Annotated in this window: 16 protein-coding genes and 1 pseudogene; 12 read left to right on the top strand and 5 right to left on the bottom strand. The window is 69.8% G+C overall.

Features of this window, described 5'->3' with window-relative positions; all coding sequences use genetic code 11:
• Positions 1-49 precede the first annotated feature (49 nt).
• Both OG878_RS29710 and OG878_RS29715 read left to right on the top strand, forming a co-directional pair.
• Positions 50-409 carry a hypothetical protein gene (locus OG878_RS29710; protein ID WP_277325552.1) on the top strand — a complete coding sequence of 120 codons (360 nt, stop codon included), beginning with the start codon at positions 50-52 and terminating at the stop codon, positions 407-409.
• A gap of 120 nt (positions 410-529) precedes the next feature.
• A complete protein-coding gene (locus OG878_RS29715) occupies positions 530-1,663 on the top strand; it encodes an amidohydrolase (RefSeq protein ID WP_328889623.1) in 1,134 nt (377 codons plus the stop codon).
• 9 nt (positions 1,664-1,672) lie between these two features.
• On the opposite strand, the gene OG878_RS29720 is transcribed toward OG878_RS29715, so the two are convergent.
• The 4 genes from OG878_RS29720 to OG878_RS29735 all read right to left on the bottom strand — a co-directional run bounded on the left by OG878_RS29720 (position 1,673) and on the right by OG878_RS29735 (position 5,108).
• Complete coding sequence (locus tag OG878_RS29720; protein WP_328889624.1) at positions 1,673-2,095, bottom strand: hypothetical protein; 423 nt, start codon at positions 2,093-2,095, stop codon at positions 1,673-1,675.
• Positions 2,096-2,304: 209 nt separating this feature from the next.
• On the bottom strand, positions 2,305-3,318 hold the full coding sequence (locus OG878_RS29725; protein ID WP_328889625.1) for a COX15/CtaA family protein: 1,014 nt from the start codon (positions 3,316-3,318) through the stop codon (positions 2,305-2,307).
• Between the two features lie 99 nt (positions 3,319-3,417).
• Positions 3,418-4,185, bottom strand: coding sequence for an ABC transporter permease (locus OG878_RS29730; protein WP_328889626.1), 768 nt, complete (start codon positions 4,183-4,185; stop codon positions 3,418-3,420).
• Positions 4,182-5,108: an ABC transporter ATP-binding protein gene (locus OG878_RS29735; protein ID WP_328889627.1), complete on the bottom strand. Its 927-nt coding sequence runs from the start codon at positions 5,106-5,108 to the stop codon at positions 4,182-4,184. Before OG878_RS29735 ends, OG878_RS29730 begins: the two co-directional genes overlap by 4 nt.
• 136 nt (positions 5,109-5,244) lie before the next feature.
• Here OG878_RS29735 and OG878_RS29740 point away from each other — a divergent pair, with 136 nt between their 5' ends.
• The 10 genes and pseudogenes from OG878_RS29740 to OG878_RS29785 all read left to right on the top strand — a co-directional run bounded on the left by OG878_RS29740 (position 5,245) and on the right by OG878_RS29785 (position 12,960).
• Positions 5,245-5,985, top strand: a complete 741-nt coding sequence (locus tag OG878_RS29740; RefSeq protein ID WP_328889628.1) for a helix-turn-helix transcriptional regulator — start codon at positions 5,245-5,247, stop codon at positions 5,983-5,985.
• Positions 5,982-7,403, top strand: coding sequence for a Fe-S cluster assembly protein SufB (gene sufB, locus OG878_RS29745; protein WP_328889629.1), 1,422 nt, complete (start codon positions 5,982-5,984; stop codon positions 7,401-7,403). The genes OG878_RS29740 and sufB overlap by 4 nt, the downstream gene beginning before the upstream one ends.
• 60 nt (positions 7,404-7,463) lie before the next feature.
• On the top strand, positions 7,464-8,645 hold the full coding sequence (sufD, locus tag OG878_RS29750; RefSeq protein WP_328889630.1) for a Fe-S cluster assembly protein SufD: 1,182 nt from the start codon (positions 7,464-7,466) through the stop codon (positions 8,643-8,645).
• Positions 8,645-8,962 carry a bifunctional 3-phenylpropionate/cinnamic acid dioxygenase ferredoxin subunit gene (locus OG878_RS29755; RefSeq protein WP_030919832.1) on the top strand — a complete coding sequence of 106 codons (318 nt, stop codon included), beginning with the start codon at positions 8,645-8,647 and terminating at the stop codon, positions 8,960-8,962. The genes sufD and OG878_RS29755 overlap by 1 nt, the downstream gene beginning before the upstream one ends.
• A gap of 7 nt (positions 8,963-8,969) precedes the next feature.
• Positions 8,970-9,734 carry a Fe-S cluster assembly ATPase SufC gene (sufC, locus tag OG878_RS29760; RefSeq protein ID WP_030919835.1) on the top strand — a complete coding sequence of 255 codons (765 nt, stop codon included), beginning with the start codon at positions 8,970-8,972 and terminating at the stop codon, positions 9,732-9,734.
• Entirely contained in the window at positions 9,731-10,987 is a 1,257-nt protein-coding gene (locus tag OG878_RS29765; protein WP_328889631.1) for a cysteine desulfurase, read from the top strand. Before sufC ends, OG878_RS29765 begins: the two co-directional genes overlap by 4 nt.
• Before the next feature lie 10 nt (positions 10,988-10,997).
• Entirely contained in the window at positions 10,998-11,453 is a 456-nt protein-coding gene (gene sufU, locus OG878_RS29770) for a Fe-S cluster assembly sulfur transfer protein SufU (protein ID WP_277325541.1), read from the top strand.
• Positions 11,450-11,785: a metal-sulfur cluster assembly factor gene (locus tag OG878_RS29775; protein ID WP_277325540.1), complete on the top strand. Its 336-nt coding sequence runs from the start codon at positions 11,450-11,452 to the stop codon at positions 11,783-11,785. Before sufU ends, OG878_RS29775 begins: the two co-directional genes overlap by 4 nt.
• Positions 11,786-11,912: 127 nt before the next feature.
• A pseudogene (locus OG878_RS29780) lies at positions 11,913-12,530 on the top strand (hypothetical protein); the annotation flags it as partial.
• 64 nt (positions 12,531-12,594) lie between these two features.
• Entirely contained in the window at positions 12,595-12,960 is a 366-nt protein-coding gene (locus tag OG878_RS29785) for a VOC family protein (protein WP_328889632.1), read from the top strand.
• Between the two features lie 52 nt (positions 12,961-13,012).
• Here the strand turns inward: OG878_RS29785 and OG878_RS29790 are convergent, their stop codons facing one another.
• The gene (locus tag OG878_RS29790) at positions 13,013-14,035 is read right to left on the bottom strand and encodes a DUF7847 domain-containing protein (protein WP_328889633.1); all 1,023 of its coding nucleotides are present in this window, start codon (positions 14,033-14,035) and stop codon (positions 13,013-13,015) included.
• Between the last annotated feature and the right edge of the window lie 148 nt (positions 14,036-14,183).

Consider the following 14,183-nt stretch of genomic DNA (forward strand, 5'->3'; position numbering starts at 1 on the left):
CGCCGTCCGCCCGTCGCCAGTTGATCTACCGCTCGGTAGCATCCGATGCATGGCAGAGACGGCAGAAACCCAGCAGGTTGACGACAGCAAGCAGGCCGCCCGCGCGGAGCGCAGGGCAGCCAGGCTCGCCAAGCAGATCGGCGCCTTCGCCAAGGCGCACGGCGGCGCAGAGGGGCAGCTCGCCTACATCGGGCAGATGGGCACCCGTATCGTCCTGGTCGGCGAGGACGGCGGCTGGGGCGACCTGGTCGCCCCGTCGTACGCGGTCGCCGAGAGCGCCGCGGCGAAGGCCGGGATCACGATGCACGAGTCCTTCGACGGCGAGTTCGCCGCCAAGGTCCGCACCGGCCCGTACGAGTGGACGCGGATGGCCGGGATCCAGCTGGGCGGCCCGTCCAACCAGGCCTGAACGGTGCGCAACAAGGGCTGAACGGGCGCGCGGGCCGTATCCCGGTGACACAGGAGCAACACCTGACACCGGGGTCACCCGTTAGGACGTGTACACACACGTCGTCGCAGGGAGCCCGGGATGGCCGACACACTGCACGTGACGGATCTGGTCGACCAGCACTGCCACGGGGTGCTCCGCACCGAGCTCGGCCTCGGCACCTTCGAGGCCCGGCTGGCGACGGCCGGCGGGCCGCCGGCCCCCGGCACCACCTTGTTCGACACCCAGACCGGCTTCGCCGTGCGCCGCTGGTGCGCGCCACTGCTCGGCCTCGACCCCCACTGCCCGCCGGCCGGCTATCTGGCGCGCCGCCGGGAACTGGGCGTCGTGGAGACCGGCCGGCGGCTGCTGCGCGCCACCGGGGTCTCCACCTATCTCGTCGGCACCGGGCTCCCCGGTGACCTCACGGGCCCCGCCGAGATCGCCGCCGCGGCCGGGGCGGACGCGCGCGAGATCGTCCGGCTGGAGTCCCTGGCCGAGCAGATCGCCGACACCTCGGGCACCGTCGAGAGCTTCGTCGCCAACCTCGCCGAGGCCGTGCACACCGCCGCCGCCTCGGCCGCCGCCTTCACGTCCGACACGGCCGCGCACCACGGACCGGAACCCGACCCGGGGCCACCGGGACCGGGGCAGGTGCGGGGCGCGGCCGGCCGGTGGCTCGCCGGACGCGACGCGGCACGCAGGGCCGCCCGCACCGGCGCGGGCGGCCCGCGTACACCGGGCGCCGCCCCCGACGACCCGGTGCTGCTGCGGCATCTGCTGTGGGCCGCGGTGGCCTGCGGGCGTCCGCTGCAACTGCAGCTGCGCTCCACCGACCCGCGGCGGCTCGCCGGCTTCGCCGCCGCCACGGCCGGACTGGGCAGCGATCTGATGCTGCTGAACAGCTATCCGTACCACCGGCACGCCGCGCAGCTCGCGCACGCCCACCCGCATGTGTACGCCGACGCGGGCGCCGCCCCTGCCCGTACGGGGGCGCGCGCCGCGGCCGTTCTGGCGGAGATCCTGGAACTGGCCCCGTTCGGCAAGGTGCTCTTCTCCAGCGGCGCCCAGGGGCTGCCGGAGCTCCACGTGGTGGGCGCGCGTCAGTTCCGTGAGGCGCTCGGCCGGGTGCTGGGCGGGTGGGTGGCGGACGGCGCGTGGTCACGCACCGATGCCACCCGGGTCGCCGCGATGATCGCGTCCGGCAATGCGCGCAGGGTGTACGGGCTGGGGTGACGGACCGGCTCAACCCTTGCCCTGGTCGGGCGCCTTCCCCCGGGAGCCGGGCGCCGGAGCGAAACGCGCTCCGTTCTTCTCGGCCCAGTCACGGAAGCCCGACATATGGGTGGGTGTCGAGAAGTGCTCGGCGCTCTCCCCGGTGCCCTCGCGCATCAGCACGTACTGGCAGCCCCGGCAGTGCCTGAGGTCCGGCCCCTGCGCGGCCCCGGTGCCATGGACCCGGTCCCCGAGGGCGGCGGCCCGGTCGCGGGAGCGCACCGCCGTGCGGACCGAGGCGCGGGCGAGCGCCGTCGCAAGCGGGACCAGGACGATCAGCACCCCGAGCCGGCCCCACGAGAAGTCCGCGAAGAGGAGGAACAGCCCGATGACGACGACCAGCGAGGGCAGTGCCGTGTTGACCCGGGGCAGCTTGGCCCGGGGGAGGGGCATCTCGTACTTTCCGCTCTCCGCGAGCGAGAGGCCGCGGTGGAAGCACCGGACGCGGTCCTGTCCCGTACACGAACCCATGTCCACCCCAGAGATCGAACGAACGATCTGTGACGGCCTACATGGTGGGGCCGGAGGGACGCGTTCCTTGAATACGCGACGGGAAATGGCCGAAAGCGGAGGGGAAGTGAGCCGAACCGCCGCTCTTGCGCTCAGCCGGCGGCCGCGGGCTCCGGCTGCTCGGCGGCGGGGCCGGGGACGGAGGCGACGGCCGAGGGGCGCTCGCGAAGCGACAGCAGGACCCGCAGGACCGCGATCCACACCAGGCACGAGCCGAGCATGTGCAGCCCGACCAGGATCTCCGGGGTGTCGGTGAAGTACTGGACGTAACCGATCACGCCCTGCGCCATCAGCACCAGGAAGAGATCACGGGTGCGGCGCTGCGGCCCGGCCGGCGCGTCGACGGCCTTCAGCACGAACCAGAGTGCCACCGTCAGTGCCACCACGACCCAGGCGAGATCGGCGTGCAGCTGCGCGATCATCTTCCAGTCGAGCGGGATGCGGTGGACGTCGCTGGAGTCTCCCGCGTGCCGTCCGGCGCCCGTGACGACGGTGCCGGCGGCGATCAGCAGTCCGGCCGCGGCCGTCAGCAGCCAGGTCAGCTGCACGACCGCCTTGCCCACCAGCGGTCGGGGCTCGGTGTCGCCCTCACGGGCCCGCTGCCAGGTCAGCACGGCGACCGTGAGCAGCGCGGTGGAGAGCAGGAAGTGCGCCGCGACGGTGTACGGGTTGAGGCCGACCAGCACCACGATGCCGCCGAGTACCGCATTGCCCATGACCACCCAGAACTGCGCCCAGCCCAGCCGGGTGACGCTGCGCCGCCACGGCTTCGCGGAACGGGCGGCGATGATCGCCCAGCCGACCGCCGCGCACAGGACGTACGTGAGCATCCGGTTGCCGAACTCGATGGCTCCGTGGAAACCCATCGCGCTGGTCGCCGTCAGGCTCTCGTCGGTGCACTTGGGCCAGGTCGGGCAGCCCAGGCCGGAGCCGGTGAGCCGCACGGCGCCGCCGGTCACCACGATGAGCACGGCCATCACGACGGCCGACATCGCCGCACGCCGGACCGTCCGGGGGGACGGGGTCCAGCGTCCGGCGATGAAGGAGAGCGGGTTCCGTACGGCTTGAGCGACGTCGGCTCGGGTCAGCTGAGGCACGCGCACCATCGTAAGCGGCGGCTTGTGCAAGCTTTCACGAGGGGGACGAGTTACCCCGAACCGCCGGACCGGAGCGCCGGACGGGCGGTCGTGCGCGGCCGGGCGCGGTCACTCCCAGCGGAAGAACTTCGCCGCCGCGCCCAGCCCGAGCACCGCCCAGACCGCGAGGATCCCGAGGTCCCGCCACGGCATCGATGCGCCGTGCTGGAGCACGTCCCGCAGCCCGTCCGACAGGGCCGCGATCGGCAGCAGCCCGAGCACCGACTGCACCGCGTCCGGGAACTTGTCCAGCGGCACGATGACCCCGCCGCCGACCAGCAGCAGCAGGAAGACCAGGTTGGCGGCGGCGAGCGTCGCCTCCGCCTTGAGCGTCCCGGCCATCAGCAGCCCGAGTCCGGAGAAGGCCGCGGTGCCGAGCACGAGGAGCAGCAGCACGGCGAACGGGCTGCCGTGCGGCGACCAGCCCAGCGCGAACGCGATCGCCGTCAGCAGCACGACCTGAAGGACCTCGGTAACGAGCACGGAGAGGGTCTTGGCGGTCATCAGGCCCCAGCGGGGCAGGGGTGAGGCACCGAGTCGCTTGAGCACCCCGTACCGCCGCTCGAAGCCGGTGCCGATGGCCTGGCCGGTGAAGGCGGTGGACATCACGGCGAGCGCGAGAATGCCGGGCGCCAGGAAGTCGACGGACCTGCCGGCACCGGTGTCCACGATGTCGACGGCGCTGAACAGCACCAGCAGCAGCGTCGGAATGATCACCGTCAGGAGCAGCTGCTCGCCGTTGCGCAGCAGCATCCGCGTCTCCAGTGCGGCCTGCGCACCGATCATGCGGGGCAGCGGGGCGGCACCGGGCCGCGGGGCGTACGTACCGGCGCTCATGCGCGCAGCTCCTTGCCGGTCAGTTCCAGGAAGACGTCCTCCAGGGTGTGGCGCTCGACGGCGATGCCGTCCGGCATCACGCCGTGCTGCGCGCACCAGGAGGTGACGGTGGCCAGCAGTTGGGGGTCCACCTCGCCGGTGATGCGGTAGGCGCCCGAGGCGACCTCGGCCGCCTGGGTACCGTCGGGCAGCGCCTTGAGCAGCGAGCCGAGGTCGAGGCGGGGGCGGCCGGTGAAGCGCAGGGTGTTCTCGGCGCCGCCGCGGCAGAGCGTCTCGGGGCTCCCCTGGGCGATGACCCGGCCCGCGTCGACGATGGCGACGTCGTCGGCGAGTTCCTCGGCCTCGTCCATGAAGTGGGTGGTGAGGACCACCGACACACCGTCGCCGCGCAGCTCCCGTACGAGATCCCAGGTGGAGCGGCGGGCCTGCGGATCGAGGCCCGCGGTCGGCTCGTCCAGGAACACGAGCTCGGGGCGGCCGACGACGGCCATCGCCAGGGCGAGCCGCTGCTGCTGGCCGCCGGAGAGCCGCCGGTAGGTCGTACGGCCGCAGCTGCCCAGGCCCAGGCGTTCGATCAGGGCGTCGACATCCAGCGGGTGGGCATGGAGCTTCGCCATGTGGCGGAGCATCTCGTCGGCACGCGCCCCGGAGTGGACACCACCCGACTGCAGCATCACGCCGATCCGGGGCCGGAGCGCGGCCGCGTCGGCGACCGGGTCCAGGCCGAGGACGCGCACGGTGCCCGCGTCCGGCCGGCGGTAGCCCTCGCAGGTTTCGATGGTGGTGGTCTTGCCGGCGCCGTTGGGGCCGAGGACGGCGGTGACCGCACCGGTGCGTACGCCCAGGTCGAGGCCGTCCACCGCGGTCTTGGCGCCGTACCGCTTCACCAGGCCACGGATCTGCACGACCGGCTCGTTCTTCATGGCCGGTAAGTCTAGGCAGCGGCCCGGCAGCCGAGTCCCCCGGGGCTGAATTAGGTAACCCTAAGTGACGAATTCCACGATTGATCGTTTCGGGCCGTGGTTGTCAGGGCCGGAGGAATTACGCAACAATGGCGTTGTGAAATACCAGGGCGAGGCTCCGCAGGAGGAACTCGCGACCGGAGAGCGCTCGACGCGCAACCGGGTCGCGCGCTCCATCCTGGACCACGGCCCGTCCACCGTCGCCGATCTGGCGAAGCGCCTGGGGCTGACCCAGGCCGCGGTCCGCCGCCATCTCGACGCGCTCGTCTCCGACGGCGTCGTCGAGGCCCGCGAACAGCGGGTGTACGGGGCGCGGACCCGCGGCCGTCCGGCCAAGGTGTTCGCCCTGACCGACTGCGGCCGGGACGCCTTCGACCAGTCGTACGACAAGCTTGCCGCCGACGCCCTGCGCTGGATCGCCGAGACCGCGGGCGACGAAGCGGTCGTCGCCTTCGTCCGCGCCAGGGCCGCCGCCCAGTCGGCCGCCTACCGCGAGGCCATCGACGCGGCGGGCCCCGAGCAGCGCACAGAGGCGCTGGCCAAGGCCTTGTCCGCCGACGGGTACGCTGCTACGGCGCGAAGCGCGCCGGGCCCTCAGCAGGGCGAGCAGCTGTGCCAGCACCACTGCCCGGTCGCACATGTCGCCGAGCAGTTCCCGCAGCTGTGCGAGGCGGAGACGGAGATCTTCTCCAGCCTGCTCGGGACCCATGTGCAGCGTCTGGCCACCATCGCCCACGGCGACGGGGTGTGCACGACGTTCGTACCGCGCGGCGGACCTGCAACCGCACAGACCACCACATCAGCATCTGCAAGCACGGCCGGGAGGAACCCCGCATGACGCTCCCCACGGAGACTGTCCACCCTGAGCTCGAGGGTCTGGGTACGTACGAATTCGGCTGGGCCGACTCCGACGCGGCAGGCGCGGCGGCCAAGCGCGGCCTCTCCGAGGATGTCGTGCGCGACATCTCGGCAAAGAAGAACGAGCCCGAGTGGATGCTGAAGCTCCGCCTCAAGGGCCTGCGCCTGTTCGACAAGAAGCCCATGCCGAACTGGGGCTCGGACCTCTCGGGCATCGACTTCGACAACATCAAGTACTTCGTGCGGTCCACCGAGAAGCAGGCGGAGTCCTGGGAGGACCTGCCCGAGGACATCAAGAACACGTACGACAAGCTCGGCATCCCGGAGGCGGAGAAGCAGCGCCTGGTCGCCGGTGTCGCTGCGCAGTACGAGTCCGAGGTCGTCTACCACCAGATCCGTGAGGACCTGGAGGAGCAGGGCGTCATCTTCCTCGACACGGACACCGCGCTGAAGGAGCACCCGGAGCTCTTCAAGGAGTACTTCGGCACCGTCATCCCGGTCGGCGACAACAAGTTCGCCTCGCTGAACTCGGCCGTGTGGTCCGGTGGCTCGTTCATCTACGTGCCGAAGGGTGTCCACGTCGACATCCCGCTGCAGGCCTACTTCCGTATCAACACGGAGAACATGGGCCAGTTCGAGCGGACGCTGATCATCGTCGACGAGGACGCCTACGTCCACTACGTCGAGGGCTGCACCGCGCCGATCTACTCCTCGGACTCGCTGCACTCCGCAGTCGTCGAGATCATCGTGAAGAAGGGCGGCCGCTGCCGCTACACGACGATCCAGAACTGGTCGAACAACGTCTACAACCTGGTCACCAAGCGCGCCGTGGCGTACGAGGGCGCGACCATGGAGTGGGTCGACGGCAACATCGGCTCCAAGGTCACCATGAAGTACCCGGCCGTCTACCTGATGGGCGAGCACGCCAAGGGCGAGACGCTCTCCATCGCCTTCGCGGGCGAGGGCCAGCACCAGGACGCCGGATCCAAGATGGTCCACATGGCGCCGAACACCTCCTCCAACATCGTCTCCAAGTCGGTGGCGCGAGGCGGCGGCCGTACCTCCTACCGCGGTCTGGTCGAGATCGGCGAGGGCGCCGCGGGCTCCAAGTCCAACGTGCTGTGCGACGCGCTCCTGGTCGACACGATTTCCCGCTCCGACACGTACCCGTACGTGGACGTCCGCGAGGACGACGTGTCCATGGGCCATGAGGCCACCGTCTCCAAGGTCTCCGAGGACCAGCTCTTCTACCTGATGAGCCGCGGTCTGACCGAGTTCGAGGCCATGGCCATGATCGTGCGCGGCTTTGTCGAGCCGATCGCGCGCGAGCTGCCCATGGAGTACGCGCTTGAGCTCAACCGGCTGATCGAGCTGCAGATGGAGGGTTCGGTCGGCTAGCACAGCCTGACGACCGAATCCCCCGACTTTTTGACAGAGAAAGCGAGCACTACGACAGCCATGGCTGAGGCTCAGAACATTCCGGCGGGGTCCACCACCACCGGGTCCATCGCGGTGGCCGCCGAGTCGACCGTCGCCACGCGCATGAGCGCGCCCCCGTCCTTCGATGTGGCGGACTTCCCGGTCCCGCACGGCCGCGAGGAGGAGTGGCGGTTCACGCCGCTGGAGCGGCTGCGCGGGCTGCACGACGGCACCGCCGTCGCGACCGGTGGCGCCGTCAAGGTCGCGGTGGAGGCTCCCGAGGGCGTCACCGTCGAGACCGTCGGCCGTGACGACGCCCGGCTCGGCCGGGCCGGCACCCCGGTGGACCGCGTCGCCGCCCAGGCGTACTCGTCCTTCGAGCAGGCCTCGGTCATCACGGTCGCCAAGGAGGCCGTGCTCTCCGAGCCGATCCGGATCGCCGTGCACGGCGAGGGCGGTGTGGCCTACGCCCACCAGGTCGTCGAGCTGGGAGCCTTCGCCGAGGCTGTCGTGGTCATCGACCACACCGGTGACGCGGTCGTCGCGGGCAACGTCGAGTACGTCCTCGGTGACGGTGCGAAGCTCACCGTCGTCTCCGTCCAGGACTGGGACGACACGGCCGTCCACGCCGCTCAGCACAACGCGCTGATCGGCCGGGACGCCACCTTCAAGTCGATCGTCGTCACCTTCGGCGGCGACCTGGTCCGGCTCCACCCGCGGGTCGCCTACGCGGGCACCGGGGGCGAGGCCGAGCTCTTCGGTCTGTACTTCACCGACAAGGGCCAGCACCAGGAGCACCGCCTCCTGGTCGACCACAACACCCCGCACTGCAAGTCCAATGCCGTTTACAAGGGCGCGCTGCAGGGCCAGGACGCGCACGCCGTATGGATCGGTGACGTGCTCATCCAGGCCAAGGCCGAGGGCACCGACACGTACGAGATGAACCGCAACCTGGTTCTCACGGACGGTGCGCGGGTCGACTCCGTGCCGAACCTGGAGATCGAGACCGGCGAGATCGTCGGCGCCGGTCACGCCTCCGCCACCGGCCGCTTCGACGACGAGCAGCTCTTCTACCTGATGTCCCGCGGCATCCCGGCCGAGGATGCCCGCCGGCTCGTCGTGCGCGGCTTCTTCGCCGAGCTCGTCCAGCAGATCGGTCTGCCGGACGTCGAGGCCCGTCTGCTCGACAAGATCGAGGCCGAGCTGAAGGCTTCCGTCTGATGGCCTTCGTCAAAGTCTGTGCGCTGAGCGAGCTGGAGGAGGACACCCCGAAGCGGGTGGAGCTCGACGGTACGCCGGTCTCCCTGGTCCGCACCGAGGGCGAGGTGTTCGCGATCAACGACATCTGCTCGCACGCGAACGTCTCACTGTCCGAGGGAGAGGTCGAGGACTGCATGATCGAGTGCTGGCTGCACGGCTCCAGCTTCGACCTGCGCACCGGTAAGCCGTCCGGCCTTCCCGCGACGCGCCCCGTCCCCGTATACCCCGTCAAGATCGAAGGGGACGATGTGCTCGTCTCCGTCACCCAGGAGTCCTGAGTCACCCATGGCAACGCTTGAAATCCGCGACCTGCACGTCTCCGTCGAGGCCGACAACGCCACGAAGGAGATCCTCAAGGGCGTCGACCTGATCGTGAAGCAGGGCGAGACCCACGCCATCATGGGCCCCAACGGGTCCGGCAAGTCGACCCTCGCGTACTCCCTCGCGGGTCACCCCAAGTACACGATCACCAGCGGCACGGTGACCCTGGACGGCGAGGACGTCCTGGCGATGACCGTCGACGAGCGCGCCCGCGCCGGCCTCTTCCTGGCCATGCAGTACCCGGTCGAGATCCCCGGTGTCTCGGTCTCCAACTTCCTGCGTACCTCCGCCACCGCCGTCCGCGGCGAGGCGCCCAAGCTGCGTACCTGGGTGAAGGAGGTCAAGGAGACGATGGCCGACCTCCAGATGGACCCGGCGTTCGCCGAGCGCAACGTCAACGAGGGCTTCTCCGGCGGTGAGAAGAAGCGCCACGAGATCCTTCAGCTGGAGCTCCTCAAGCCGAAGGTCGCGATCCTCGACGAGACCGACTCCGGCCTGGACGTCGACGCCCTGCGCGTCGTCTCCGAGGGCGTCAACCGGGTCCGCGAGACGGGCGAGGTCGGCACGCTGCTGATCACGCACTACACGCGGATCCTCCGTTACATCAAGCCCGACTTCGTGCACGTCTTCGCCAACGGCCGTATTGCCGAGTCCGGCGGCGCCGAGCTCGCCGACAAGCTGGAGAACGAGGGCTACGAGGCATATGTGAAGGGTGGCGCTTCCGCGTGACACAGCTGCCGGGCCTCCTCGACACCGAGGCGATCCGCAAGGACTTCCCCCTGCTGGATCGTACGGTCCACGACGGGAAGAAGATCGTTTACCTGGACAGCGCGGCGACTTCGCAGAAGCCGCGCCAGGTGCTCGACGCTCTCAGTGAGTACTACGAGCGGCACAACGCCAACGTCCACCGCGGTGTGTACACGATCGCGGAGGAGGCCACGGCGCTGTACGAAGGCGCCCGTGACAAGGTCGCCGCGTTCATCAACGCGCCGAGCCGCAACGAGGTGATCTTCACCAAGAACGCCTCGGAGTCGCTCAACCTGGTGGCGAACATGCTCGGCTGGGCCGACGAGCCCTACCGGGTGGACCACGAGACCGAGATCGTCACCACGGAGATGGAACACCACTCCAACATCGTGCCGTGGCAGCTGCTCTCGCAGCGCACCGGCGCGAAGCTGAAGTGGTTCGGCATCACCGACGACGGCCGCCTCGACCTGTCCAACATCGACGAGATCATCACGGAGAAGACGAAGATCGTCTCCTTCACACTGGTCTCCAACATCATGGGCACGATCAACCCGGTCGAGAAGATCATCCGCCGCGCCCAGCAGGTCGGCGCGCTGGTCTGCATCGACGCCTCGCAGGCCGCCCCGCACATGGTGCTCGACGTGCAGGCGCTGCAGGCCGACTTCGTGGCCTTCACCGGTCACAAGATGGTCGGCCCGACCGGCATCGGTGTCCTCTGGGGCCGCCACGAGCTGCTCGAGGACCTGCCGCCGTTCCTCGGCGGCGGCGAGATGATCGAGACCGTGTCGATGCACTCGTCGACCTACGCCCCGGCGCCGCACAAGTTCGAGGCGGGTACGCCCCCGATCGCGCAGGCCGTCGGCCTCGGCGCGGCCGTGGACTACCTCTCGGCGATCGGCATGGACAAGATCTTCCAGCACGAGCACGCGATCACCGAGTACGCGGTGAAGCGTCTCCTGGAGGTCCCGGACCTCAGGATCATCGGTCCGTCCAGCGCGGAGGACCGCGGCGCCACGATCTCGTTCACGCTCGGCGACATCCACCCGCACGACGTGGGCCAGGTCCTCGACGAGCAGGGCATCGCGGTCAGGGTCGGACACCACTGCGCACGGCCGGTCTGCCTGCGGTACGGAATTCCTGCGACGACGCGAGCGTCGTTCTATCTGTACTCCACGCCTGCCGAGGTCGACGCCCTGGTGGACGGTCTGGAGCACGTACGGAACTTCTTCGGCTGAGGGTTGACTGGTGAAGCTTGATTCGATGTACCAGGAAGTGATCCTGGACCACTACAAGCACCCCCACGGGCGCGGCCTGCGGGACGGCGACGCCGAGGTGCACCACGTCAACCCGACGTGCGGCGACGAGATCACGCTCCGGGTGAAGTACGACGGCGAGACCATCGCCGATGTGTCGTACGAGGGTCAGGGCTGCTCCATCAGCCAGGCCTCCGCCTCCGTGCTGAACGAGCTGCTGGTCGGCAAGGAGCTGGGCGACGCGCAGAAGATCCAGGAGACCTTCCTGGAGCTGATGCAGTCGAAGGGCCAGCTGGAGCCGGACGACGCGATGGAGGAGGTGCTGGAGGACGCGGTCGCGTTCGCCGGTGTCTCGAAGTACCCGGCCCGGGTCAAGTGCGCTCTGCTGAGCTGGATGGCGTGGAAGGATGCGACGGCGCAGGCGCTGTCCGAAGGGAAGACCGCATGAGCGAGAACGAGACCCTGAGCAAGCCGGCCTCCGAGGAGGAGGTCCGCGAGGCTCTGTACGACGTGGTCGACCCCGAGCTGGGCATCGACGTCGTCAACCTGGGCCTGATCTACGGCATCCACATCGACGACGCCAACATCGCCACCCTCGACATGACGCTGACGTCCGCGGCCTGCCCGCTGACCGACGTCATCGAGGACCAGGCGAAGTCCGCGACCGACGGCCTCGTCAGTGAGCTGCGGATCAACTGGGTCTGGATGCCGCCGTGGGGTCCGGACAAGATCACGGACGACGGGCGCGAGCAGCTGCGCGCACTCGGCTTCAACGTCTGAGCCGACTGCACCCGTGTGACGGCCCCCGGCTCCTGCCGGGGGCCGTCCCGCGTTGTTCGTCTGCTGTACGCATGACGTGTGTCCTGCGTTGGCACGGGAACCGGAACCTACTCGTCGACATCACGCCGACGAGAGGCACGCCTGGGACAAGGCGAACGGCAACCGGTACGGCTTCGCCGCGGGGACGGCCGACGGCGAAGTGCCCAAGCAGATCGACGGGTTCAACATCGAGGGCCTGGAGTTCGCACCCGGCTCGACCACCACCGCGTACCTCGGCTTCCGGGCGCCGCTCGTACCGCCGAAGAGCGGCGGCAAGGCACTGATCGTGCCCGTCACGAACTTCGACAAGGTGGCCGGCAGCGGGGCGAAGGCGGTCATCGGCACGCCGATCGAGCTGGACCTCGGCGGGCTCAGCATCCGCGACATCCGGAAGAACGCCGCCGACCGGTATCTGATCGTGGCCGGTTCGTGGGCGGCCGACGACAACTCCGACCCGTACGCCCTCTACTCCTGGGACGGTGTCGCCGGGCACGCGCCCGTCAAGCGGCTCGATCTGCCGACCGCCGACCCGGGCGGCTGGGAGGCCGTCGTCGACGTGCCGGACCTGACGGTTCCGGGCGCGCGGGCCCAGCTGATCACGGACGCCGGCTCCGCCGATCTGTACGGGGACGGCACGGAGGCGAAGGACCTCGACCACGCCGAGTGGAAGAAGTCCCGCTCGGTCTGGTTCACCGTCAGCAGCTGACGGACGCGCGCGGTTTCGCGCCGGGACCTGCGAACGGCCGTGTCCGCCGGGCAGACTGGCGGGCATGGCCGTTTCCTTTTACTCCCTCGTCGTCGACGCCCACGATCTGCCGTCGCAGGCCCGGTTCTGGTGCCGGGTGCTCGACTGGAAGGTGCTCTTCGAGACCGACGACGAAATCGTCATCGGTGCCGACAAGGACGCCGTGCCCGGCATCACCTTCGTCCCTGTGCCCGAGAGGAAAACCCTCAAGAACCGGCTGCACATCGATCTCGCCCCCGACGACCAGACGGCCGAGGTCGGGCGGATCGTCGGGCTCGGCGCCACCCGGGTGGATGTCGGTCAGCAGGCCGATACGGGCTGGGCGGTGCTGGCGGACCCGGAGGGGAACGAGTTCTGCGTGCTGAGCCCGAAGAACTCGCTCATCGACTGAGCTGCGGTCCGGCCCGTGCTCACGCGCCGGACCGCAGAGGTGCGTAGCGTGCTCAGGGGCCGAACTGCGGGGGCACGGCAGCGGCTTCGGCGAGGACCGGGCCCAGGTTCTCGTTGCGCATCCGGCGGTCCACGTACAGCAGCCCGATCACCAGCTGCGGGAACGTCGCCGAGACGAGCTGCCCGACCAGCTGGCCGAGCAGCATGGTCACCAGGTAGCCGCTCATCGCGGCGACGACCGCCGCGGGACTCGGGTCGGAGCCCAGGTTCGACGTACCGACCATGCTGGAGAACATGCCGAAGATCGAGAACGGCAGCTGGATGAAGTAGCTCGCCACGGCCGCCATGACGAAGGCCAGCAGCGAGATCCCGAAGATCCGCCACCAGTCCCCGCGCACCAGTTGCGCGGAGCGGCGCAGCGCCGCGACCGGGCGCTGCCGCTCGAAGACCACGGCCGCCGGGGCCAGCGCGAACTTCACCCAGAGCCAGGTCGCCAGCGGGGCGGTGAGCAGAGCGCCCACGAAGCCCAGCGCGACCAGCGCCCCGGCGCCGGATCCGCTGTCCAGGGTGATGGCGGTGATCATCGTGGCGATGAAGCCGACCATCACGAGCACCACTGGGACCACCGCGATCAGGTAGGTCAGGAACACCGTGCCGATCACGGCCGGGACCCGCGCCCAGGCCCGGCGCCAGATGATGCCGAATGTGGTCGGCCGGCCCAGGACCGCGTCCTGCAGCACCGCCGGAACCGTCGCGTACATCATCGCCGTACTGAGCACCAGCGCCAGCACGACCACCAGCCAGATCGCACCGAGGGCGATCACCAGTGGTACGACGTCCTCCGTGCGCGCGTTCTCCTCCGACGAGAGCTCGATGACCCGGTGCAGATGGTCACCGACCGCGGAGTACGCGACCGCGACCGCGGCCCCGACCACGGCCAGCGCCCCGCCGTACACGGCCGCGCCGATGCCGAACAGCTGCTTCCAGTAGCGGCCCATCGTGGAGAACGCCCCGCCGATCATGTCCCCGAGACCGAGGGGGCGCAGCGGTATCACTCCGGGTCTGGGCGGCGGCATCCAGCCACCCCATCCCGGCGGTCCGGGAGGCCCCCCGTACGGCGCTCCTCCGTACGGTGCGCCGCCCCCGGGCACACCGCCGCCCCACCCTGCATCCTGCGCCACTGCTGCTCCGTCGTGTGTTGGGTCCATGAACCGGTCGGGACAC

Source organism: Streptomyces sp. NBC_00316 (assembly GCF_036158715.1).
Lineage (GTDB): Bacteria > Actinomycetota > Actinomycetes > Streptomycetales > Streptomycetaceae > Streptomyces.

Bases quoted from the DNA above. Each gene is read 5' to 3' on its own strand.
- OG878_RS29710 (WP_277325552.1), top strand. From the start codon at position 50: ATGGCAGAGACGGCAGAAACCCAGCAGGTTGACGACAGCAAGCAGGCC.
- OG878_RS29715 (WP_328889623.1), top strand. From the start codon at position 530: ATGGCCGACACACTGCACGTGACGGATCTGGTCGACCAGCACTGCCAC.
- OG878_RS29720 (WP_328889624.1), bottom strand. From the start codon at position 2,095: ATGCCCCTCCCCCGGGCCAAGCTGCCCCGGGTCAACACGGCACTGCCC.
- OG878_RS29725 (WP_328889625.1), bottom strand. From the start codon at position 3,318: ATGGTGCGCGTGCCTCAGCTGACCCGAGCCGACGTCGCTCAAGCCGTA.
- OG878_RS29730 (WP_328889626.1), bottom strand. From the start codon at position 4,185: ATGAGCGCCGGTACGTACGCCCCGCGGCCCGGTGCCGCCCCGCTGCCC.
- OG878_RS29735 (WP_328889627.1), bottom strand. From the start codon at position 5,108: ATGAAGAACGAGCCGGTCGTGCAGATCCGTGGCCTGGTGAAGCGGTAC.
- sufB (WP_328889629.1), top strand. From the start codon at position 5,982: ATGACGCTCCCCACGGAGACTGTCCACCCTGAGCTCGAGGGTCTGGGT.
- sufD (WP_328889630.1), top strand. From the start codon at position 7,464: ATGGCTGAGGCTCAGAACATTCCGGCGGGGTCCACCACCACCGGGTCC.
- OG878_RS29755 (WP_030919832.1), top strand. From the start codon at position 8,645: ATGGCCTTCGTCAAAGTCTGTGCGCTGAGCGAGCTGGAGGAGGACACC.
- sufC (WP_030919835.1), top strand. From the start codon at position 8,970: ATGGCAACGCTTGAAATCCGCGACCTGCACGTCTCCGTCGAGGCCGAC.
- OG878_RS29775 (WP_277325540.1), top strand. From the start codon at position 11,450: ATGAGCGAGAACGAGACCCTGAGCAAGCCGGCCTCCGAGGAGGAGGTC.
- OG878_RS29785 (WP_328889632.1), top strand. From the start codon at position 12,595: ATGGCCGTTTCCTTTTACTCCCTCGTCGTCGACGCCCACGATCTGCCG.
- OG878_RS29790 (WP_328889633.1), bottom strand. From the start codon at position 14,035: ATGCCGCCGCCCAGACCCGGAGTGATACCGCTGCGCCCCCTCGGTCTC.